This is a genomic window from Paenibacillus residui (assembly GCF_042677205.1).
Lineage (GTDB): Bacteria > Bacillota > Bacilli > Paenibacillales > NBRC-103111 > Paenibacillus_L > Paenibacillus_L residui.
In genome coordinates this window covers 23,009-44,470 of the sequence record NZ_JBHTIU010000086.1, presented here as the reverse complement: position 1 = coordinate 44,470, position 21,462 = coordinate 23,009, and the positions used below count along the sequence as shown (strand labels likewise).

At 52.2% G+C, this 21,462-nt stretch carries 19 protein-coding genes, 1 rRNA gene and 1 riboswitch; of the genes, 19 read left to right on the top strand and 1 reads right to left on the bottom strand.

What is annotated here, in order from left to right:
• From rrf to ACFQ03_RS21215, 17 genes are all read left to right on the top strand, one after another.
• A 5S ribosomal RNA gene (gene rrf / locus ACFQ03_RS25910) occupies positions 1-78 on the top strand; the annotation flags it as partial.
• Between the two features lie 128 nt (positions 79-206).
• Positions 207-1,109: a metallophosphoesterase gene (locus ACFQ03_RS21290; protein ID WP_379290849.1), complete on the top strand. Its 903-nt coding sequence runs from the start codon at positions 207-209 to the stop codon at positions 1,107-1,109.
• A 74-nt stretch (positions 1,110-1,183) separates the two neighbouring features.
• Positions 1,184-1,651, top strand: coding sequence for a hypothetical protein (locus ACFQ03_RS21285; protein WP_379290847.1), 468 nt, complete (start codon positions 1,184-1,186; stop codon positions 1,649-1,651).
• A gap of 127 nt (positions 1,652-1,778) precedes the next feature.
• A riboswitch (purine riboswitch) is annotated at positions 1,779-1,880 on the top strand.
• Positions 1,881-2,223: 343 nt separating this feature from the next.
• A complete protein-coding gene (gene purE, locus ACFQ03_RS21280; RefSeq protein WP_379290845.1) occupies positions 2,224-2,709 on the top strand; it encodes a 5-(carboxyamino)imidazole ribonucleotide mutase in 486 nt (161 codons plus the stop codon).
• A complete protein-coding gene (gene purK / locus ACFQ03_RS21275; RefSeq protein WP_379290843.1) occupies positions 2,706-3,896 on the top strand; it encodes a 5-(carboxyamino)imidazole ribonucleotide synthase in 1,191 nt (396 codons plus the stop codon). The genes purE and purK overlap by 4 nt, the downstream gene beginning before the upstream one ends.
• A gap of 40 nt (positions 3,897-3,936) precedes the next feature.
• Entirely contained in the window at positions 3,937-5,232 is a 1,296-nt protein-coding gene (gene purB, locus ACFQ03_RS21270) for an adenylosuccinate lyase (RefSeq protein ID WP_144941372.1), read from the top strand.
• A 66-nt stretch (positions 5,233-5,298) separates the two neighbouring features.
• Positions 5,299-6,183, top strand: coding sequence for a phosphoribosylaminoimidazolesuccinocarboxamide synthase (locus tag ACFQ03_RS21265; protein WP_144941374.1), 885 nt, complete (start codon positions 5,299-5,301; stop codon positions 6,181-6,183).
• Positions 6,184-6,229: 46 nt separating this feature from the next.
• The gene (gene purS, locus ACFQ03_RS21260; protein WP_144941376.1) at positions 6,230-6,472 is read left to right on the top strand and encodes a phosphoribosylformylglycinamidine synthase subunit PurS; all 243 of its coding nucleotides are present in this window, start codon (positions 6,230-6,232) and stop codon (positions 6,470-6,472) included.
• 57 nt (positions 6,473-6,529) lie between these two features.
• Positions 6,530-7,222 carry a phosphoribosylformylglycinamidine synthase subunit PurQ gene (gene purQ / locus ACFQ03_RS21255; protein WP_379290840.1) on the top strand — a complete coding sequence of 231 codons (693 nt, stop codon included), beginning with the start codon at positions 6,530-6,532 and terminating at the stop codon, positions 7,220-7,222.
• Positions 7,200-9,446, top strand: a complete 2,247-nt coding sequence (purL, locus tag ACFQ03_RS21250; RefSeq protein ID WP_144941380.1) for a phosphoribosylformylglycinamidine synthase subunit PurL — start codon at positions 7,200-7,202, stop codon at positions 9,444-9,446. Before purQ ends, purL begins: the two co-directional genes overlap by 23 nt.
• Entirely contained in the window at positions 9,428-10,897 is a 1,470-nt protein-coding gene (gene purF / locus ACFQ03_RS21245; RefSeq protein WP_144941382.1) for an amidophosphoribosyltransferase, read from the top strand. The genes purL and purF overlap by 19 nt, the downstream gene beginning before the upstream one ends.
• Positions 10,898-11,176: 279 nt before the next feature.
• Positions 11,177-12,217 (top strand): phosphoribosylformylglycinamidine cyclo-ligase, encoded by a 1,041-nt coding sequence (purM, locus tag ACFQ03_RS21240; RefSeq protein WP_144941392.1) that lies wholly within the window; start codon positions 11,177-11,179, stop codon positions 12,215-12,217.
• Positions 12,214-12,828: a phosphoribosylglycinamide formyltransferase gene (purN, locus tag ACFQ03_RS21235; RefSeq protein ID WP_150960624.1), complete on the top strand. Its 615-nt coding sequence runs from the start codon at positions 12,214-12,216 to the stop codon at positions 12,826-12,828. Before purM ends, purN begins: the two co-directional genes overlap by 4 nt.
• 495 nt (positions 12,829-13,323) lie before the next feature.
• Positions 13,324-14,865, top strand: coding sequence for a bifunctional phosphoribosylaminoimidazolecarboxamide formyltransferase/IMP cyclohydrolase (purH, locus tag ACFQ03_RS21230; RefSeq protein WP_144941386.1), 1,542 nt, complete (start codon positions 13,324-13,326; stop codon positions 14,863-14,865).
• A 68-nt stretch (positions 14,866-14,933) separates the two neighbouring features.
• The gene (gene purD / locus ACFQ03_RS21225; RefSeq protein WP_144941388.1) at positions 14,934-16,193 is read left to right on the top strand and encodes a phosphoribosylamine--glycine ligase; all 1,260 of its coding nucleotides are present in this window, start codon (positions 14,934-14,936) and stop codon (positions 16,191-16,193) included.
• Positions 16,194-17,666: 1,473 nt separating this feature from the next.
• Entirely contained in the window at positions 17,667-18,041 is a 375-nt protein-coding gene (locus tag ACFQ03_RS21220; RefSeq protein WP_144939412.1) for a hypothetical protein, read from the top strand.
• A complete protein-coding gene (locus tag ACFQ03_RS21215) occupies positions 18,028-18,495 on the top strand; it encodes a hypothetical protein (RefSeq protein ID WP_144939414.1) in 468 nt (155 codons plus the stop codon). The genes ACFQ03_RS21220 and ACFQ03_RS21215 overlap by 14 nt, the downstream gene beginning before the upstream one ends.
• Before the next feature lie 237 nt (positions 18,496-18,732).
• On the opposite strand, the gene ACFQ03_RS21210 is transcribed toward ACFQ03_RS21215, so the two are convergent.
• The gene (locus ACFQ03_RS21210) at positions 18,733-19,158 is read right to left on the bottom strand and encodes a DUF2621 family protein (RefSeq protein WP_144939416.1); all 426 of its coding nucleotides are present in this window, start codon (positions 19,156-19,158) and stop codon (positions 18,733-18,735) included.
• Positions 19,159-19,304: 146 nt separating this feature from the next.
• On the opposite strand from ACFQ03_RS21210, the gene ACFQ03_RS21205 reads away from it, so the two are divergent.
• The gene (locus ACFQ03_RS21205) at positions 19,305-20,435 is read left to right on the top strand and encodes a deoxyribonuclease IV (RefSeq protein WP_379290836.1); all 1,131 of its coding nucleotides are present in this window, start codon (positions 19,305-19,307) and stop codon (positions 20,433-20,435) included.
• Between the two features lie 83 nt (positions 20,436-20,518).
• Positions 20,519-21,424, top strand: a complete 906-nt coding sequence (purU, locus tag ACFQ03_RS21200; RefSeq protein WP_144939420.1) for a formyltetrahydrofolate deformylase — start codon at positions 20,519-20,521, stop codon at positions 21,422-21,424.
• The last annotated feature ends 38 nt before the right edge of the window (positions 21,425-21,462 follow it).

Here is a 21,462-nt window from a genome sequence, read left to right as displayed (position 1 = left end):
CCGAACACGACCGTTAAGCCCTCCAGCGCCGATGGTACTTGGACCGAAGGGTCCTGGGAGAGTAGGGCGTTGCCAAGCGGACCAAGGAGTACTCACTGGATATTATATCCGGTGGGTACTCTTTTTTTGTCTATTGGCCCATTTGTAACCGATCGGCAACTTCTTCCGCCGCCTTTTCGTCTATATTAAGGAAAAGGAGGATAAAGATGAACAAGCTGGATAACAAAAATGCGGAAATGGCCCCGGAATCCCGGATGACCCGGCGAACATTTTTAAAAACTGGCGGAAGGCTGTTTGCCGGAATGTTGATTTTGCCAATACCGGCTTACGGTTATGCGAGATACGCAGAACCACGCTGGGTCCAGACGAATAAGGTGCCGTTGACCTTGGACCGGCTTCCTGAGGCCATGTCCGGGATGAGGCTTCTTCAATTCAGCGATGTTCATCTGGGCCCTTATTATTCCCCTGATGCTCTGATACAGTTAGTGGAGAGGATAAATAATCTCAACCCCGATTTGGTATGTTTTACTGGCGATTTGTATGATTCCGCAATATTTTCGGAGAAAGACGTTATCGAAGCCTTATCCGGCGTCAAGGCGGCTTATGGCAAGTTTGCCGTGTTGGGCAACCATGACTACATCGACAGTGCGGTACAGGTATCGAAGTTATGGAAGGCTTCCGGATTTCAACTGCTTAAGAACAATGCGTTCAAAATAACAAAGGACCGGGAAAGTATAATTGTTGCGGGAGTGGATGATTTTGTCAAAGGAAGGCCCGATTTGGCTAAAGCATTGAATAGAGCCGATCCTTCCGTGTTTACACTGCTGTTATCCCATGCTCCCGATTTCGCAGACACGGCCTCGCGCTATCCGGTAGATCTGCAGTTGTCCGGACACAGCCATGGCGGTCAGGTGAGGCTGCCATGGATCGGGCCTATTGTTACCCCGCTCGGAGCCAAGAAGTATGTAGATGGGCTGTACAAGCTCAAAGAAGGAAAGTTCTTTTTGTACGCAAACAGAGGGATCGGCGTCAGTTTGCATCCGGTTCGTTTTTGCTGCAGACCGGAGCTAACCCTGTTTGAACTGCACAGAAGCTCGGCAGGCGAATGAAAGCCAAGCGGAACGGAAAGAATAATGAAAATAACCAAGCTCCGACAAAAAGAAAAAGCAGGAGGGGGGATTCGATGAAAAGATTGAATAACCCGGTCTTTCTTGTCTGTTTGTCAGCGATTCTCTACGCCGTTGTCGGATTAATGTATATGCCGTGGATGCCCGAAGCCGTTACGGCCTCGTTCGGCTTCCTCGGAACGGAGCAAGGCTCGGAAGGGAAGCTGGTTTCCTTATGGGCCCGGTGGGCTGTAGGAATTAGCATGTCGATGCTGCTTTTGTTTATTATTCAATGGAGTCTCGGCTCCAATTTGCACAAGTGGGTCCTTGTTCTTCAACTGGCACTCATTTCTATTTGCATGGCCGCTCAATTTCCTCCGCTTCTGTTATGGGGACTGTTTGCTTTGACGGACACGATGCCGCCGGGGACAAGCATGTTTTGGCTGCATCTCCTTCTTTTGCTGCTGGCAGGCTGGACCTTCATTCGGTTAATAGATCAGCTTAAATTGGGTAATGCTTTCGAAAATCCGTTAAAATCCGAATGAGAACCAGGGGTTTTCAACTAAAAAACGAACTTTCCAAAAGACGAACATTATAATGTTCGTCTTTTTGTTGACAGGGCTCGTAGGAGGCTGTTAGAATGAAGGGGAAAGCTGTAATTAGCTTGTTAGACCAATAGAATATAGCTAGACTCGTATAATCACAGGAATACGGCCTGTAAGTCTCTACCCAAGAACCGTAAATTTTTGGACTACGAGTTTGGAATTATCCCATTAGAACAGCGCCCAGCGCTGTCTTGATGCGTGCTGTCATGTCTGGAGGACGAGTAAGTCGGGAGCGCAGACTCATTGGAATGCCTTCCTTCCCGGATTTGTATAGCAAGCGCAAGATGAGAGAATTTAAAGAGCGGACAGCGTTTGGCTGGAAGTGTTCTTAAGGGTCCGAACTCGTTTGTCCGTCAGATTGATAGCCTATCTAGCGGACTTTTTTTGCCGCAACCGAATATTTTCCTTCATTTTTGCAGGAGTCGGAATCCACATGGAATGAACTTTTTGGGGTTGTTTTATTTTGCAGCCCTGACTTGGGAACGATAAATATTGAGGAAAGAGGGATGCATGTGTCGGCTGTTGTCGGGATCATAATGGGAAGTCAGTCGGATTGGGAAACGATGAAGCATGCATGCGATATATTGGATGAACTGGAAATTCCTTATGAGAAGAAAGTAGTATCCGCCCACCGGACCCCGGACCTGATGTTTCAATATGCGGAAACCGCAGTGGAACGCGGACTTAAGGTCATTATTGCCGGTGCAGGGGGGGCCGCTCATCTGCCTGGAATGGTAGCGTCCAAGACGCCGCTTCCGGTCATTGGCGTCCCCGTTCAGTCCGCTGCGCTTAACGGGCTTGATTCGCTTCTGTCGATCGTACAGATGCCCGGCGGAATTCCCGTGGCCACGGTAGCGATCGGCAAGGCAGGAGCTACGAATGCGGGCTTGTTGGCCGCACAGATGCTGGGGGCACATGATCCTGCCATCCAGCGCAAAATCATCCAACGCCGCGAAAGCATCCGTCAAGCGGTGACAGAAAGCAGTGACTTGTTATGAACGGACAAACGCCAAGACATGTCCATAAGATAGAGAACAGCATGCAGCCTATCCTTCCGGGAAGCACCATCGGTGTGCTGGGGGGAGGACAGTTGGGCCGGATGCTTGCTTTAGCCGGTCGCCATATGGGTTACCGGTTTGTGACGTTGGATCCGACGGAAGACAGCCCTTGCGGGCAAGTGGCGGATCGCCAAATCACGGCCGCCTATGACGATGCCGAAGCCGCCCGCGAGCTTGCTGCGCTGTCCGATGTCATTACCTATGAATTCGAGAATGTCGATGCGGGTGTAGCGGCGATGCTCGAATCGGCCTCTCGGGTTCCGCAAGGAAGCGCACTGCTCTTTACGACTCAGCACCGTCTGAGGGAGAAGAGAGCCATTGAAGCTGCCGGAGTGCCGGTGGCCCCTTATGAGGAAATCTCAAGTGCCGCCCATCTGCGTGAAGCGGTTGGAAGATTCGGGACACCTTGCGTACTCAAGACGGCGACCGGGGGCTATGACGGCAAGGGGCAGTGGGTGATCCGCGAAGAGAGTCAGGCTGACGAGGCTTATGCCGAATTGAGCCGGACGGGAACGGAGCTAGTTCTGGAGAAGTTCATCCGTTTTGAACGCGAGCTGTCGGTTATTGCGGCAAGGAACCCGCGGGGCGAGGTCCGGGCTTTTCCGGTAGCGGAGAATGTGCACCAGGACAATATCCTTCATCTGTCTATCGTGCCGGCCCGGATATCCCGGGATGTCCTGCAGCGCGCCGAGAAGATGGCGGTGCAAATCGCCGAATCGTTAAACGTCATAGGCCTTATTGCGGTGGAGATGTTCCTGACACCGGAAGGGGAGCTGTTCGTCAACGAACTGGCGCCGCGACCGCATAATTCGGGCCACTATACGATGGAAGCCTGTGCGACTTCCCAGTTCGAGCAGCATATCCGCGCGGTCTGCAACTTGCCGCTCGGCTCCACCAGGCTCCTGACCCCGGTCGTAATGGTCAACATACTGGGGGAGCATGTCGAGCCGCTGCTGGAATGGGCGGGCAAGCAGACGGAAGAGGATTCGCGGGTTAGTCCCAAGATCCACCTCTACGGCAAGAAAGAAGCGAAGACGAAGCGGAAGATGGGGCATGTTAATTTGCTCGTCGAAGATATCCGGGATGCGTTCGATTGGATCGAACGAACCGGGATATGGAGCCGGTAAAACAGCTTGAAGCTCAATTCTACATTAGCGGAGGTTCCTTATGATTGAAAGATATTCACGACCTGAGATGGCAGCCATTTGGACAGAAGAGAATAAATTCAAGGCCTGGCTGGAAGTCGAGATTTTATCCTGTGAAGCCTGGTCCGAGCTCGGGATTATTCCGCGTGAGGATGTCCGGCAGATCAGAGCCAAGGCCGGCTTCTCGCTCGACCGCATCTATGAGATCGAACAGGAAACCCGGCACGATGTCATTGCCTTCACCCGGGCCGTATCCGAATCACTTGGCCCGGAGCGCAAATGGGTTCATTACGGGCTGACCTCGACCGATGTGGTGGATACGGCACTTGGATATCTGCTGCTGCAGGCTAATCGGATTTTGGAGCAGGATATCCTTCGCTTCCTGGACATTCTGAAGGACAAAGCGATTGCCCACAAAGATACGGTCATGATGGGAAGAACCCATGGGGTTCATGCCGAGCCGACCACCTTCGGCCTGAAAATGGCGCTCTGGCACGAGGAGATGAAGCGCAATCTGGAGCGATTCCGGATGGCGGCCGACGGTGTTCAATACGGCAAAATTTCCGGGGCGGTCGGAACATACGCCAACATCGATCCTTTCATTGAACAATACGTCTGCGAGAAGCTCGGCACGAAACCGGCTCCCATCTCCACGCAGACGCTCCAGAGAGACCGCCATGCCGAATATATGGCGACTCTCGCTCTCATTGCTACATCGATCGATAAGTTTGCCACGGAGATCCGGGCTCTGCAGAAGAGCGAGTTCCGCGAGGTGGAGGAGCCTTTTGCCAAGGGGCAGAAAGGGTCTTCCGCGATGCCGCACAAGCGCAACCCGATCGGCTGCGAGAATATGTCCGGACTGGCCAGGGTGATTCGCGGGCATATGATATCTGCTTACGAGAATGTGACCTTATGGCATGAACGGGACATTTCCCACTCTTCCGTAGAGAGAATTATACTGCCGGACGCGACCATTCTGCTGAACTATATGCTGAACCGGTTCTCCAACATCGTACAGAACCTGACCGTCTTCCCGGAAAATATGAAGCGCAATATGCAGTCGACCTACGGGGTTCCTTTCTCCGGAAGAGTCATGACGAAGCTGATTGACAAAGGCCTTAGCCGCGAGCAGGCATATGATACAGTCCAGCCCAAAGCAATGCAGGCCTGGGAGGAACAGCGTTCCTTCCACGATATATTGAGCGGGGACAGCTCGATTAGCGCTCTGCTGAGTCCGGAGGAACTGGCGGACTGCTTTGATCCCGGCTGGCATCTGAAGCATGTGGATACGGTATTTAAACGGTTAGGATTCATTTGATCGCAAGCGGAACGAGTTAAGACAGCAAGGACCTGTGCAGGGCAGGCCCGATTGGAGGGGAAGCCATTGAACAACCCGAATGCGATTGCGACGGCAGTAGATTACATTCAAGCCCCGCTGGTGTACAAAGGCAAGGTGCGCGAGCTGTATGATCTCGGGGAGCACTACCTGATTGCGGTTACTGACCGTATCTCGGCTTTTGACTATGTGCTTAAGCCGGCGGTTCCATCCAAGGGCGAGGTGCTCAACCAACTGAGCAAGTTTTGGTTCGGGAAGACGGAATCGATTATTCCCAATCATATGATTCATGCCGATGCAGACCGGCTGAGTCCGTTCATCCAACAGCCCGACCTGCTGCGGAACCGGATCATGGTAACACGCAAGGCCGAGAGAATCGATATTGAATGTGTCGTCCGCGGTTATATTACCGGCGGAGGCTGGAGGAAGTATAAGGAAACAGGTGAAATCAACGGTCACAAGCTGCCTGCCGGCCTGCGAAAAAATGAACGTTTGGCCGAGCCGATCTTCACTCCGGCCGCCAAGAATGACGTTGGGCATGACGAGGATATTAGCATAGAGCGAATGAAGGAGCTGGTCGGCGAGCGGCTGACGGAGCAACTGATGGCCGCCAGTCTCCGGCTGTACCAATTCGCGCATGATTACTGTGGAAGCAAGGGCGTCATTCTTGCGGATACGAAATTTGAATTCGGTCTGATAGACGGCCGAATCCTGCTGATCGATGAAGCGGTTACCCCCGATTCATCCCGCTTCTGGGCCCGGGAGAACTATGCGCTCGACATAGAGATTGACAGCATGGACAAGGAGCCGGTCCGCACCTATCTGGCGGGCTCCGGCTGGGACAGGAACAGCGAGCCGGAGGAGCTTCCGGAGGAAGTCGTCCGAGCGACATCGGAGCGGTATCGGGAGATTTATAGAAGACTGGTTTCCTGAATTTATTTATTATAACCATTATCTTGGTTTAGGAGGAACAATGAAGATGATTAAGGCTACCGTTTATGTAACGATCAAGCAAAGCGTGCTGGACCCTCAGGGCAATGCCGTTCAAGGCGCACTGCATTCCATGGGTTTTGCGGAAGTGGGCAAGGTCAGAATCGGCAAGTATTTGGAGCTGGAGCTGGATACCGATAACCGCGAGGAAGCCGAAGCCCGTTTGAAGGAAATGTGCGAGAAGCTGCTGGCCAATACGGTAGTGGAAGACTACCGCTTCGAGTTGGCTTAGTTGAAACGGCGATAAGACATTCAACAACGATCACATTCTCTTTGAGGAGGGTAAAAAATGAACTTTGCGGTTCTCGTATTCCCGGGATCGAATTGCGACATCGATTGTTACAAGGCGGTAGAAGAAACGATCGGGCAGCCGGTCTCGTATGTTTGGCATACAGAAACAGATTTAAGCCAATATGACTGCATTATTGTGCCTGGCGGCTTCTCCTACGGGGATTATCTCCGCTGCGGGGCGATCGCCCGGTTTGCGCCGGTCATGAGCGCGCTCGTTCAGGCGGCCCAGGAAGGCAAATATATTATCGGAATATGCAACGGATTTCAAATCCTTACGGAAGCAGGTCTTCTTCCCGGAGCGCTGCTGCGCAACCGGACGCTTAAATTCCGCTGTCACCCGGTCACTCTGGAGGTCGTCAATGCGAATACTCCGTTTACAAGCGAATACAAGGAAGGCGAACAAATCAATATTCCGATCGCTCACGGTGAAGGAAACTACTATTGCGATGCAGATACGTTGAAGGAGCTTCAGGAGAATAACCAGATTGTTTTCCGGTACGCGGGCGAAAATCCCAATGGCTCCGTAGACAATATTGCCGGAATCTGCAGCAAGGACGGACGTATTGTCGGTATGATGCCGCATCCGGAGAGAGCGGTTAACGAGCTTTTGGGCTCTGAGGACGGCAAACGGATGTTTACTTCGATTTTGAACAGATGGAGGGGGAAAAATGGCGCAGCAGCTATCGGCTAAAGAACCGAACGCCGAACAAATTGCAGAGCAGCAAATTTATAAGCAAATGGGCGTGACGGATGAAGAATACGGCTTAATCTGCGGGTTCCTCGGACGCAAGCCGAATTATGTGGAGATTGGCGTATTCAGCGTTATGTGGTCCGAGCACTGCTCCTATAAAAACTCCAAGCCCGTTCTGAGAAGGTTCCCGGTTACCGGTCCGCGTGTCTTGATGGGGCCGGGAGAAGGAGCGGGAATTGTTGATATCGGCGACAATCAGGCGGTTGTTTTCAAAATAGAGAGTCATAATCATCCCTCGGCCGTAGAGCCGTATCAAGGAGCGGCCACCGGAGTGGGCGGAATTATCCGCGACATTTTCTCTATGGGTGCTCGTCCCGTCGCATTGCTCAATTCCCTTCGTTTCGGCAAGCTCGACAATGCGCGGGTGAAATATTTGTTCGAGAATGTCGTATCGGGGATTGCCGGGTACGGGAACTGCATCGGGATTCCGACCGTAGGCGGAGAAGTGATGTTCGATGAAAGCTACGAAGGAAATCCGTTGGTTAACGCCATGTGCGTCGGTCTGATCGATCACGACAAGATTCAGAGGGGCGTTGCTCAAGGAGTCGGTAACCCCGTGTTCTATGTCGGTCCGGCCACCGGACGGGACGGAATTCATGGAGCGACCTTCGCCTCTGAAGAAATTACCGAGGAGTCGGAAGCGAAGCGGACGGCCGTTCAAGTAGGCGATCCGTTCATGGAGAAGCTGGTGATGGAAGCTTGTCTCGAGCTGATCAATTCGGGTATCGTCGTCGGCATTCAGGATATGGGGGCTGCAGGATTGACCTGCTCCAGTGCGGAGATGGCCAGCAAGGCGGGCAACGGTATGGAGCTGTATCTGGATGAAGTGCCTCAGCGGGAGGAAGGAATGACTCCCTACGAGATGATGCTGTCGGAATCGCAGGAGCGGATGCTGTTTGTCGTGAAGCCTGAGCATGAGGAGCAGGCTAAGGCGATTTTTGAACGCTGGGGCCTTATTTGTTCCAAGGTAGGGAAAGTGACCGACGACGGCCGTCTGCGGCTGATCCATCACGGTGAAGTAGTGGGCGATATGCCGGTCAAGGCGCTGGTGGACGAATGCCCGGTTTATCATAAGCCTTCCCGGGAGCCCGAGTATTATGCGCGGCAGCAGAGCTTCGACGCGGCTTCCTATCCGGAGGTAACGGATTTGGAGGGGGCCCTTAAGCAGGTGCTTGCTTCTCCGACGGTAGCCAGCAAGGAATGGGTATACAACCAATATGATTACATGGTGCGTACAAGTACGGCGGTTCGTCCGGGTTCGGACGCGGCGGTCGTGACGGTGCCGGGTACGCGCAAGGCGTTGGCGATGACTACGGATTGCAACAGCCGCTATGTTTATCTGGATCCCGAAACCGGGGGCCGAATTGCGGTCAGCGAGGCGGCCCGCAACGTCGTTTGCTCGGGGGCCGAACCGTTGGCGGTTACGGACAACCTCAACTTTGGAAGTCCGGAGAAGCCGGAAATTTTCTGGCAGTTGGAAAAAGCGGTGGACGGCATGGCCGAAGCTTGCCGTGAGCTGAATGCCCCGGTCATCGGAGGCAATGTCAGCCTTTATAACGAAAATACGAAGGGCGCCATCTACCCGACCCCGGTCATCGGAATGGTCGGTCTGGTGCAGGACGTGGATCATATTACGACACAGGGCTTCAAGAATGAGGGAGACGTTGTCCTGCTTCTCGGTGAGACGAAAGCGGAGCTCGGGGGAAGCGAATTCCAATATGTTCTTCACGGCAAAACAGAAGGAAGACCGCCTCAGCTTGACCTCGCGGTGGAGAAGAAGCTGCAGCTAGCGGTGCTGAAGGCGATCCGCGAAGGTCTGGTCGCTTCGGCTCACGACTTGTCGGAAGGCGGATTGGCCGTAGCCCTGGCCGAATCGTGCATCAGCGGAAATATCGGAGCGCAAATTTCCTGGAGCAGCGAGCTTCGCAACGACATCGCTCTGTTCAGTGAGAGTCAGTCCCGCATTCTTATCAGCACCTCGCCCGACAAGGCGGATGAACTGAAGCGCCTCTTTGCGGAAGCAGGGGTGTCTTGTGAAGCGATAGGAGCAGTCGGCGGAACGGACCTTGCTGTAGACATCAACGGCAAGCCGGTTCTCCGTTCTTCGGTGGAAGAGCTGGAGAAGGTTTGGAAGGATGCGATCCCATGCCTCATGAAAGCCTGAATCGTTCCCGTTATTGGGACGGAGACTACTACAATGAAGGAATGGATGCGGCCACGTTCGACAAGCTGAAGGAAGAATGCGGGGTTTTCGGGGTGTACGGTCACCCCGAGGCTTCCGCACTTTCCTTTTTCGGCTTGCATGCGCTCCAGCATCGCGGCGAGGAAAGCGCCGGGATCTGCACGACCGATGGCAAGGAATTTTATTACCATCGGGACATGGGGCTCGTCAAGGAAGTGTTCGACAACGATCGTCTGATCTCTCTTAAGGGCTCGACGGCGATCGGCCATGTCCGTTATTCGACCTCCGGCGAAAGCCAACTGCAAAATGCACAGCCGCTCGTCTTCAAATACCGCGGCGGGGATATGGCGATCGCGACGAACGGCAATCTGGTCAATGCAGCCGAAATCCGCAGAGAGCTGGAGGAGCAGGGCTCCATCTTCCAGACCACAAGCGATACGGAGGTAGTTATCCACCTGATCGCGAGGTCTCAGCAGGAGGATATCGTTGAAGCGGTCAAGGAGGCGCTGCGCCGGCTTGTCGGCGGCTTTGCTTTTCTCATTCTGGTGAACGATCAATTATTCGTTGCCCAGGATCCGCACGGTCTTCGCCCTCTTGTGATCGGCAAGCTCGGGGACGCTTATGTATTCGCTTCGGAAACCTGCGCCTTCGAGACCGTTGGAGCGACATACCTGCGGGACATAGCTCCCGGCGAGCTGTTGATCGTTAATCAGGACGGGATGAGGGAAGATCGGTTCGCTCCCATGCAGAGACGGGCCATCTGTGCGATGGAATATATTTATTTCTCCCGTCCGGACAGTGATTTGGACAATATCAATCTGCATTCCGCCCGCAAGCGGATGGGACAGAAGCTGGCGATGGAAGCGTTCGTGGATGCGGATGTAGTCACCGGCGTACCTGATTCCAGCATATCTGCCGCTATTGGCTATGCCGAACAGACCGGCATCCCGTATGAACTTGGCTTAATCAAGAACCGCTATACGGGCCGGACCTTCATTCAGCCAAGCCAAGAGCTTCGCGAGCGCGGCGTGAAGATGAAGCTGAGCGCAGTCCGCAAGGTGGTCGAAGGCAAGAGGGTGGTTATGATCGACGACTCCATCGTTCGGGGCACAACCAGCTTGCGGATCGTCAATATGCTGCGGGAAGCCGGGGCCAAAGAGGTGCATGTGAGGATTACCTCTCCGCCTTATATGAATCCTTGCTTCTATGGGATCGATACTCCCAGCCGCAATAATTTGATCGCGGCCAGTAAATCGGTGGAGGAAATCCGCCAGGCGATTAATGCGGATTCGCTTCATTTTCTAAGCAAGGATGGTTTACTGGAAGCGATCGGTCGCCCGCAGGGAGAACATAACCGCGGGATGTGCACCGGCTGCTTCGACGCCGATTATCCTACGGAAGTGAACGACGAGGACGGAAGCTGCGGCTGTTAACCGGATAGTCCGGTGAAGGAAGGGCTGCTGAGCCTCTTTGAGGCAGGTGAGCGGGCAGAGGCAAGCTGAGCAAGTAGAGGCAAGCAGATCGAGAGAGGCGTGCAGAGTAAGCGAAGGCAAGCGGATCGAGAGAGGCAAGCTAAGCAAGCGAAGGCAAGCAGATCGAGAGAAGCGTGCAGCGTAAGCGAAGGCAAGTCGTGTCTTGCTGCAAGAAGCTTCGAACTGGAAGAGCTTTGGCAGTCTGCAGTAACGAATACATTTGGTACAGGAGTGGAGACGATGTCAGAGGCGTATAAACAGGCGGGCGTTGATATTGCCGCAGGCAATGAGGCTGTGGAGCGGATGAAGAAGCATGTGCGCCGGACGTTCCGGCCCGAGGTGCTGACCGATCTGGGAGGCTTCGGAGCGCTGTTCGGCTTGAATAAGGATAAGTACGAAGAGCCGGTGCTCGTCTCGGGAACGGACGGGGTCGGAACGAAGCTGAAAATCGCTTTTGCAATGGATAAGCATGATACGATCGGCATCGATGCGGTCGCCATGTGCGTTAACGATATAGTAGTGCAGGGAGCGGAGCCTCTGTTCTTCCTCGACTATTTGGCCAGCGGCCGGATTGTTCCCGAGAAAATTGAAGCAGTCGTTCAGGGGATTGCCGAAGGCTGCGTACAATCGGGCTGTGCCCTGATCGGCGGGGAAACAGCGGAGATGCCGGGAATGTACGCGGATGGAGAATATGATATCGCCGGCTTTGTTGTTGGCGTCGTGGACAAGGCGAAGCTGATTGACGGCTCCCGAATTGCACCGGGCGATGTTGTGCTGGGGATGGCATCTAGCGGAGTTCACAGCAACGGCTTTTCCCTGGTCCGCAAGCTCCTGTTGGAGACCAAAGGCTATAAGCTGGAGCAATCGTTCGATGAATTGGGAGGCCGCTTGGGAGACGTTCTTCTCGAGCCGACCAAAATCTATGTGAAACCGGTGCTGTCCCTGCTTGAGCGAATCGAAGTCAAAGGGATGGTCCATGTAACCGGTGGCGGATTCATCGAGAATATCCCGCGGGTGCTGCCGGAAGGGACGGACGTTCGGATCGACTACGGTTCTTGGTCGATTCCTCCGATATTCGGCATGATGCAGAGAGAGGGAGAGATCAGCTACCGAGACATGTTCACTACATTTAACATGGGAATCGGCATGATGCTGATCGTAGCTCCGGATCAGGCGGAGGAAGCGATGAAAATCGCGGAGCAGAACGGCGAACCGCTTCGCAAAATAGGGGAAGTGATCCCCGGGAACCGGCGGGTCGTCTTCACGGGAGTAGAAGTATGAGCAAGCCTTTCAGGATAGCAGTGTTTGCCTCCGGAAGCGGATCAAATTTCCAAGCAATTACGGATGCGGTGAAGGCGGGACGGCTTGATGTGGAGCTCGGCCTTCTAGTATGCGATAAACCGCAGGCGGCGGTGGTTGATAGAGCGGATAGGGCGGGCATCCCGTCCTTCGTTTTTCGTCCCCGGGAGTTCTCTTCCAGAGAGGAATATGAGCGAGAGATTGTCAAGAGGTTAAAGGAGCACGATATCGATCTCGTCGTGCTGGCCGGTTACATGAGGCTGATTACCGAGACGCTCGTGACTCCTTATTACGGACGGATGATTAATATCCATCCTTCTCTGCTTCCTTCTTTCCCCGGTTTGAATGCGGTGGAGCAGGCGCTGGAGCATGGTGCGAAAGTGACCGGAGTAACCGTACATTATGTGGACGGAGGAATGGATACCGGCCCTATCATCGCCCAGCGGGCGTTAGCCATCGGGGAAGGGGAATCGGCGGAATCGCTGACGGAACGAATTCATAAGATCGAGCATGAGCTCTATCCGGAAGTCATTCAGTGGGTTCGCGAAGACCGGGTGCGGTTGGACGGACGTAGGGTACGGGTTATAATGTAAAAAGTGTCCGGCCAGGCCGAGGCATTTTTACGGATACCGGTGGAAACGTGATTGATGGTTAGATTTGTAGTGATAGGTATCTTTATATTCGCTATATCGTTTGATGCCCGGCCTTTTTAGTGTAAAAGTGTGGAAGTCTTCGGGCCGTCGTATAGGGGGCCAACCGGTATTTAGTTACGGCTTTCGCTTGAACCACCGATACAACGGTATCAAGGACCAGCAAAAATGCAGGTCTTTGAAAGGATTATAGCCAAAAATAGCAAATCAAAAGCAAAAGTGCAGGTAAATTTAGCGATTTGGCTGATTTTTCGCTTTTGGCGGCGAATGACCTGCAGATTTGCGCGTCTTTCCCGGGATTTACCGAATGTTCGCAAAAAGACCTGCACTTCTGCATGTCTTTAAGACGAAACGGGCACAAGTGAGTCGGGATTCGCCGAAAGTTTTTTAGGCAGAGTTTGCATTGTAACGTTAATACAAAACAAGGAGGATGATCCGATGGCCATTCGAAGGGCACTGATCAGTGTCTCGGATAAAACGGGAATTGTAGAATTCGCCACCGAGCTAGCCAAGCAGGGAGTACAAATCATTTCGACCGGCGGCACCCAAAAGCTTCTTAAAGAACAGGGAGTGCCTGTCATCGGCATATCGGAAGTGACCGGCTTCCCCGAAATTATGGATGGACGGGTTAAGACTCTTCATCCGGCGGTACACAGCGGGCTGTTGGCCGTGCGCGACAATGAGGAGCACCAGGCGCAAATGAAAGAGCTGGGACTCGATTATATCGATCTTGTCGTCGTCAATCTGTACCCGTTCGCGGCGACAATCGCCAAGCCGGATGTAACGTATGCGGAAGCGATTGAAAATATCGATATCGGCGGACCGACCATGCTCCGTTCTGCGGCAAAAAATCATGCTTTCGTGACGGTGGTGGTGGATGCTCAGGATTACTCCCAGGTGCTTGAGGAAATCCGTTCCTCCGGCGATACGACTCTGGAAACGCGTAAACGGCTTGCAGCCAAAGTTTTCCGCCATACGGCCGCTTACGATTCGCTTATTTCGAATTATCTGTCTGGGCAGACCGGCGAGGTATTCCCGGAAAAATATACCGTCACCTACGAGAAAATACAGGAGCTGCGTTACGGGGAGAACCCTCACCAGAAGGCTGCTTTTTATCGGGAGCCGTTGGCGCTGGGCGGCAATATTACGACAGCGGAGAAGCTGCACGGCAAAGAATTATCTTATAACAATATTAACGATGCGAATGCGGCCCTGCAGATCATTCAGGAATTCGAGGAGCCTGCCGTTGTGGCGGTTAAACATATGAATCCTTGCGGAGTAGGCATCGGAGAGACGATCCTCCATGCTTATCAAAAAGCTTTCGAAGCCGATCCGGTTTCGATTTTCGGGGGCATTATCGCCGCTAATCGGGCCATTGATGAGGCCACTGCCCGGCAGATGCACGAAATTTTCCTGGAAATCATTATTGCTCCGGAGTTTACCCCGGAAGCCCGGGAGATTTTGCAACAGAAGAAGAATCTCCGTTTGTTGAAGCTTGGCGAGATCCGGAAGGATGGCAAAGAAACCTTCAACATAACGACAATCGAGGGCGGCATGCTTATTCAGGAAGCTGACCGGCACCGTATCGGCGAAGACGATTTGAAGGTCGTTTCGGAGAGGAAGCCTACGGACGAGGAATTGAAGCAGCTGCTGTTTGCGTGGAAAGTCGTTAAGCATGTGAAATCCAATGCGATTCTGCTGGCGGCCGATAATATGACCGTAGGCGTAGGCGCCGGGCAGATGAACCGGGTGGGAGCGGCCAAAATCGCGATCGAGCAGGCGGGAGACAAAGCTAGAGGAGCGGTTCTGGCATCCGATGCCTTCTTCCCGATGGGAGATACGCTGGAGCTTGCCGCCAAGGCAGGAATTACCGCCGTTATTCAGCCGGGAGGCTCCATCCGGGACGAGGAGTCCATCCGCGTCGCCAATGAGAACGGCATCGCGATGATCATGACCGGAGTCAGACATTTCAAGCATTAATGCACGCAATGGATTCGGATCGGAAGCCGAATTGCGGCGTTCTATAGATGAATGGAGGTGCCCTCCCGATGCGGGTAATGGTTATCGGCCGCGGAGGCCGTGAACATGCGATTATATGGGCGTTGAAACGAAGCCCGAAAGTAAGCAAGCTCTATTGTGCGCCGGGTAACGGAGGAATTTCCCTGCTGGCCGAATGTGTGCCGATACAGGAGAATGATTTCGCCGCGATCTCCGAATTCGCTCTGAAGGAAAATATCGACCTGGTCTTCGTGGCACCGGACGATCCGTTATCGGATGGATTGGTCGACTATTTGGAAGCAGCCAATATCCGGGCGTACGGCCCCCGCAAGAATGCCGCGGAAATTGAAGGCAGTAAAGTATTTACCAAGCGACTGCTCAAAAAATACAACATTCCTACAGCGGCCTACGAATCGTTCGATGATTATGAACAGGCATTGGCTTATTTGCGTTTGCAGAAGCTGCCGATTGTCATTAAAGCGGACGGATTGGCCGCCGGTAAGGGAGTAGTCGTTGCCCATGCGCTGGAGGAAGCGGAAAAGGCGCTTTACGATATGATGGTCGGGCAGGTGTTCGGTAAATCCGGCAATCAAGTCGTTATTGAAGAGTTTCTGCAAGGACAGGAAATGTCGCTGCTCGCCTTTGTGGATGGCACGGTGGTGCGACGTATGGTACCTTCCCAAGACCACAAGCCCGTCTTTGACGGAGATCAGGGGCCTAACACGGGCGGGATGGGAACGTATTCGCCGGTTCCGCATATCTCTTCCGCCATCGTGGAAGAAGCATGGGAAACGATCGTGCAGCCGACGGCTGAAGCTATGGTCAAGGAAGGACGGCCGTTCCGGGGCGTCCTGTATGCGGGACTGATGATTACCGAAGAAGGCCCGAAAACGATTGAATTCAACGCCCGCTTCGGAGATCCGGAGACACAGGTCGTGCTGCCGAGGCTGCAGACCGATCTGATGGACATCATTCTGGCCAGCCTCGAAGGCCGCTTGGGAGATATTGAAATTCGTTGGAGCGAGGAAGCGGCGGTTTGCGTCATTCTGGCATCCGAAGGCTATCCCGGCTCCTATCCGAAAGGGCTGCCGATTGAAGGGCTGGATGAAGTTGGCGATTCCCTTGTATTCCATGCCGGTACGGCGCTGCAGAATGGTGAATTCGTCACGAACGGAGGCCGGGTGCTTGGAGTCGTCGGCCTTGGCAAAGACATTGCGGAAGCCAGGGAGAAGGCCTATGCGGATGCGGACAGGATACGTTTCCAAGGGAAGCATTATCGAACCGACATAGCGAAGAAAGCCTTGGTATAATTTGAATACCAACCCTAATGAAGCCGTTCGGGTTTCTCGTAAAGAGAACCGGACGGCTTTTTCCTATGCAGGAATAGCGTTTCGATGCTTTGGTCGGGGGATACCGAGGGATGCCATGCCAACAAGGAATCCTTCTTCCTGGGCGTACGGTGCTGCTTGATACAGTAGGACCGGAGCAACAAGCTAAGAACGGTCCCCACGGCCTTTTCTCAAAAGTTCATGATAGATCATCAGTTCATCGCGATGTGTGCAAACCCAATAGATCGCGTAAGCAACTCCCGCAAATAGAATGAGTGAAAACCAGCGCTGACTTAAAAAATCCAAGATAACATTCATAACATTCCGCCTTTTTATTGATGAATGAGGCTAAAGTGAGTCTTTAGCAAGCCCCGTCTTTCCCTTTCCCTGACTGCACATCGCTTAGTTTACCCGGATTCCAAAGTTTCAGCTTCCTCTAATATTGGTTATTGATTAAGGTTCCCCTTTGTTTATTTTTCTTATTCGGACTTAAAGCCAGAGTATATAGTGGATTCTTTTGTACGAATACGGATGCGGAGCCAAGGGGCTCGTTAGTCAAGAGGGCAGTAGAGGCTGGAGGGGTGGCAGAGGAGAGCCAAAAGAGTGCGTGAGACCATCGAGAGGGCTGATGAGGCTAAATGAAAAGGTAGGCGGCGCACTTTAGAGGGCTAGAGGGAAATGGCGTTCGTCGTCGAGAGGGTGGTGGAGTAGAACCGAAAGAGTTCGTTCAACTATCAAGGGGTGGCAGAGGAGAGCCAAAAGAGTGCGTCCGACCATCGAAAGGGCTGATGAGACTAACAGAAAAGGTACGTGGCGCACTTTAGAGGGCAAGAGGTTAATGGTGACAGATTGGGTTTTACAAAAAATGACAAATACTGTGAACGTTTTGCTGATATAGGTCGCTTTGTTTCGTATTTTGTCGCTTCTCCGGTCCCAAAACAGGCTTTATGTGCGAAAGGTGTAGTAGGAAGTGGGTTGCGTCTGTATACAGCCGGCATAAGCGTTAGTCCAACGAATCGGGATCGATAAGCCATCCCTGATTTTTTTCGGACGGATGAATTGAGGCGCCGAGGAGCGGGGAAATTGCCAAATTCCTGCGATAATACATCAATTTTGAAGCGAATTTTGATAATGGAAAGAAAAGCCTGCGATAATACATGAATTTTTACGAAAGCCTTCTAAATCGTTACTTCGACCGGAAAAAAGATGCACTTTCGCAGGCTTTGTTTCAAGGGAGCGTAAACACACCGAAAAAGATGCACTTTTGCAGGTTTTAATCCAGAAGTCTAGGAACTTATCAAGTTTTTTTAATGCCCTACTAGCAGGTGAAGTGAGAGAGAGACTCCGACAAGTAGGGTTTCCGATTTCCGCACGGTTGAAACTGATTATTTGACTTTTCGAAGATTCATAATGCGGCATTCGCAAAAAAATTAAACACGCAAAGGAATTGAAATAATGGATAAATTTAAAAAATACGTGGAGAACCAACTGGACAAAGTAAAACGGTCGGCATCCCATCTGGTAGCGGACAAGCCGGGGTCGGATGGTCAGGAGGAAGATGCCTCCATTGAGCTTGATCCGCAGGATTTCGAGCGTTTGAAGAACAAAGCTGCGCGGGAGCGGACAACTGTGCAGGCTTTGATCAACCGGGCGATCCATAACCTGCTGAACGAGAGTCAGGGCGGGGGGAACATCCATGTGACCGAGGAACAGAAACGGAGAAATCCATTATTATGCTTGGATGGTATGACTCGCCGTACGGATTTCGGACTTGGAGTCGCGGCTGTGCATGGATCGGGAATGGAGGAGGAAGAAGATGAGAGACAGTGAAAACTGGGATTACCAGAAATCTGTTTTTTTGGATGAGAGCGCCCTGGCGGCATATATGAATCCGGACCATCCCCACTATGGGAAAGCGAGATCTTTCATTATGGATATGGAGGACATGGATCGCCCCTTCGTAACGACCAGCCAAAATATCTTTGATCTGCACGAATGGCTGCGTGATAACTACGGGTATTCCCATGCCGAATATTTTCTTGATATCATTGACCGTTCCGTTCAATCCGGAAGATTGCTGCTTATCTCGGGCAACCCGCAGATTGAGAAGGAGGCGAAGCAATTTCTGATTCAATGTCCGGAGCTCCGCTATTCCCTGCATGAAGCGACCACGGCGGTCGTCCTGCTTACCTATCGGATTCGGCGTATATTTACATTCAATCGCAGCTATCTCAAGCTTCCCGCTCTATACCAAGAGATCCGGGTCATCCCGAGTTCCTTGTAAAAGCGGCATCGTTCATTGAGCCTTCCGATTGGAAGACGTTCGCAAATGATAGAGGTTTCGATCGGCGGATTCATTTATAGCAAGCGCAGCTACGGGACCTTCGTGTTATTGAAACGGGGGTGCATTTTCTTTAGCGGGTAGTCTTCTATTCCCCACCAGCAGAACTAACTAAAAAACAAGGGCCGGGAACCATCAAGAGTTCCGGCCCTATATTTATTTTTGGAATCACCTTCGCGATCATTTGCCGTGCAGCAAATGGCGGAAGGGGGTATAATCGATGTTCTGCTTCTCCAGGAAGGTAACAAGCGCTTTGTAATCCCTTCTTGGCGTAGCGAGAATATATCCTTCTATACAATGCTCGCGGGTGACTTCATTCGCTCCGCTTTCCAGCGCGACCTGCCCGATCTTCGCGGCAATGGAGTGTCTGGCTATGTCTCTGAATGGGCTTGGCACCGGTTGGACGAGCTTATCCAGAAAAGCCTTGCTCTCTTCCGTCCATAGATGGCGGGAGGCCTCAACATAATGATTCTGCCAGTCCAGTTTAGACATTCCGTCGTTCTTGGGCAGCACCTTCATAAATTTGCGGAACATAAAAAAACCGCCGACGCTCATGAACGCAAGGAGAGCAAATCCCCAAATAATAAGTGTCCATTGGAAGAGCACACATCTTCACCTCGTTATACAGCCTTGTTCGTTCTTGGATTAGTTAGTGATTATAAGGAAATTATACCGCATTTCTGGATTTATTTCGAGTTTATTAGTAAAATAGCAGGAAGGATTCATTTTTATAATGAGTGAGGGAGAGGCCGATGTTAAAAATAGGTTCACACGTTTCCTGTTCGCCTAAAGGGCTTTTGTGTGCGGCGGAAGAAGCCGTATCATACGGGTCCAGCTCGTTTATGATTTACACCGGGGCACCTCAGAATACGAGAAGAAAGCCAATTGAGGAAATGTATGTTTCCGAAGGCTTGGAAGTGATGAAACAGCACGGCATCCCGGAAATTGTCGTTCATGCACCCTATATTATCAATTTGGGCTCCTACAAGGAGAGCACTTATGAGCTGGCGGTCCGGTTTCTCCAGGAGGAGATTAAGAGGACTCACTATTTGGGCGTTCGTAATATAGTGCTCCATCCCGGAGCCTATACCGATAAAGATGCCGAATACGGAATTGCTAGAATTGCCGAAGGGCTTAACGAGGTTCTTAAAGGGGTTAAAGATACGAAGGTTAAAATAGCTCTGGAGACGATGGCCGGCAAGGGTACGGAAGTCGGTCGTTCGTTCGAGGAGCTGGCGGCCATTATCGATAAAGTGGAGGACAATGATCAATTGACGATCTGTCTGGACACCTGCCATATTCATGATGCCGGATATGATATAGTCAATGATTTGGACGGAGTGCTGAAGGAGTTCGATCGGGTGATCGGATTGGACAGGCTAGCCGTCGTCCATCTGAACGACAGCAAGAATCCGCGGGGAGCGGGCAAGGACCGCCATGCTCCTGTCGGATCGGGATACCTTGGGTTCGAAACGATCAGCTCGGTTGTCAATCATGAGAAGCTGAAGCATCTGCCGATGATTCTCGAAACTCCTTGGATCGGGGGCAAGACGGATCAAGGAGAGCGGCCGATGTATGAGGCCGAGATTGCCATTCTTCGCGGAAATGCGGAAGAACGCCTGGGATCGGAGTATCTTGAGGATGTGGACAGGCTCAACCATTTCTTCACCAAGCAAGACCTGGACTCCCGCAAATATGTGTTGGGAGTATGGGATCTTCTGAAGAATGATGCCAAAGCGAAAAAAGAGGATAAAAGAGAGCCCATGGAGCGTTTATACGATATGGTAGTCGCCGAAAATCTGTTCCCCGAGCTGAATGAGGAGCAGATCAATCATCGGCTGACGGGCTGGTTTGCCGCCAAGAGCGTATTGCAGCTGGCTTGAATAAGCTTGTATTCTGACGGGAATTGAATCTATTCATTCCCGTTAGCTAAGGAACAGTGCAACAAGAATGTGGAGGATAGAAGATGAATCGAGTAGTCACTAACGCGCAGCGTAAGAAATTAACCCAACAGAATGAGAATCGTGCGAGAATGCTGATTTCCTGTCCGGATCAGCCGGGAATCGTCGCTGCGGTTTCCCGTTTTTTGCATGAGCATGGCGCCAATATCGTTCAGTCGGATCAATATACGATGGACCCTGCAGGCGGCATGTTTTTCATCCGCATTGAATTTGACTTGAACGATCTGGAGCGCAGACTTGAGCCTCTGGAAGTGGATTTCCAGGAGGTCGTGGCCGAGAAGTTCCAGATGAACTGGAGCATTCATTGCGCAAGCAGGAAGAAGAGATTGGCCATCTTCGTCTCCAAGGAAGACCATTGTCTTCTGGAGCTGCTGTGGCAATGGCAGGCCGGGGATCTGGATGCGGAAATAGCGATGGTGATCAGCAATCACCCGGATATGAGGGAATTGGTCGAATCGTTCGACATCCCGTATCATCATATTCCGGTCACCGCGGATACCAAACCGGAAGCGGAACGAAAGCAGCTCGAGGTGATCGGCGATCAAGCGGATACGATCGTTCTGGCGCGCTACATGCAGATTTTGTCTCCAGTGTTCATTGAGCAATATCCGAATAGAGTAATCAATATCCACCATTCCTTCCTCCCGGCTTTCGTCGGAGGAAAGCCTTATGCCCAGGCTTATGAACGGGGGGTCAAAATTATTGGAGCTACCGCACATTATGTAACCGAGGAATTGGACGGAGGTCCTATTATCGAGCAGGATGTCCAACGGGTAAGCCATCGGGATGATGTGGAAAGTTTGAAGCGCATAGGCCGCCACATTGAGAGGATCGTGCTGGCGCGGGCCGTTTCATGGCACGTCGAGGATCGGATTTTGGTTCATCAGAACAAGACGGTAGTCTTTAATTAATATTTTGTAAATATCAAATGAGAAGAACAGAAGGCCTT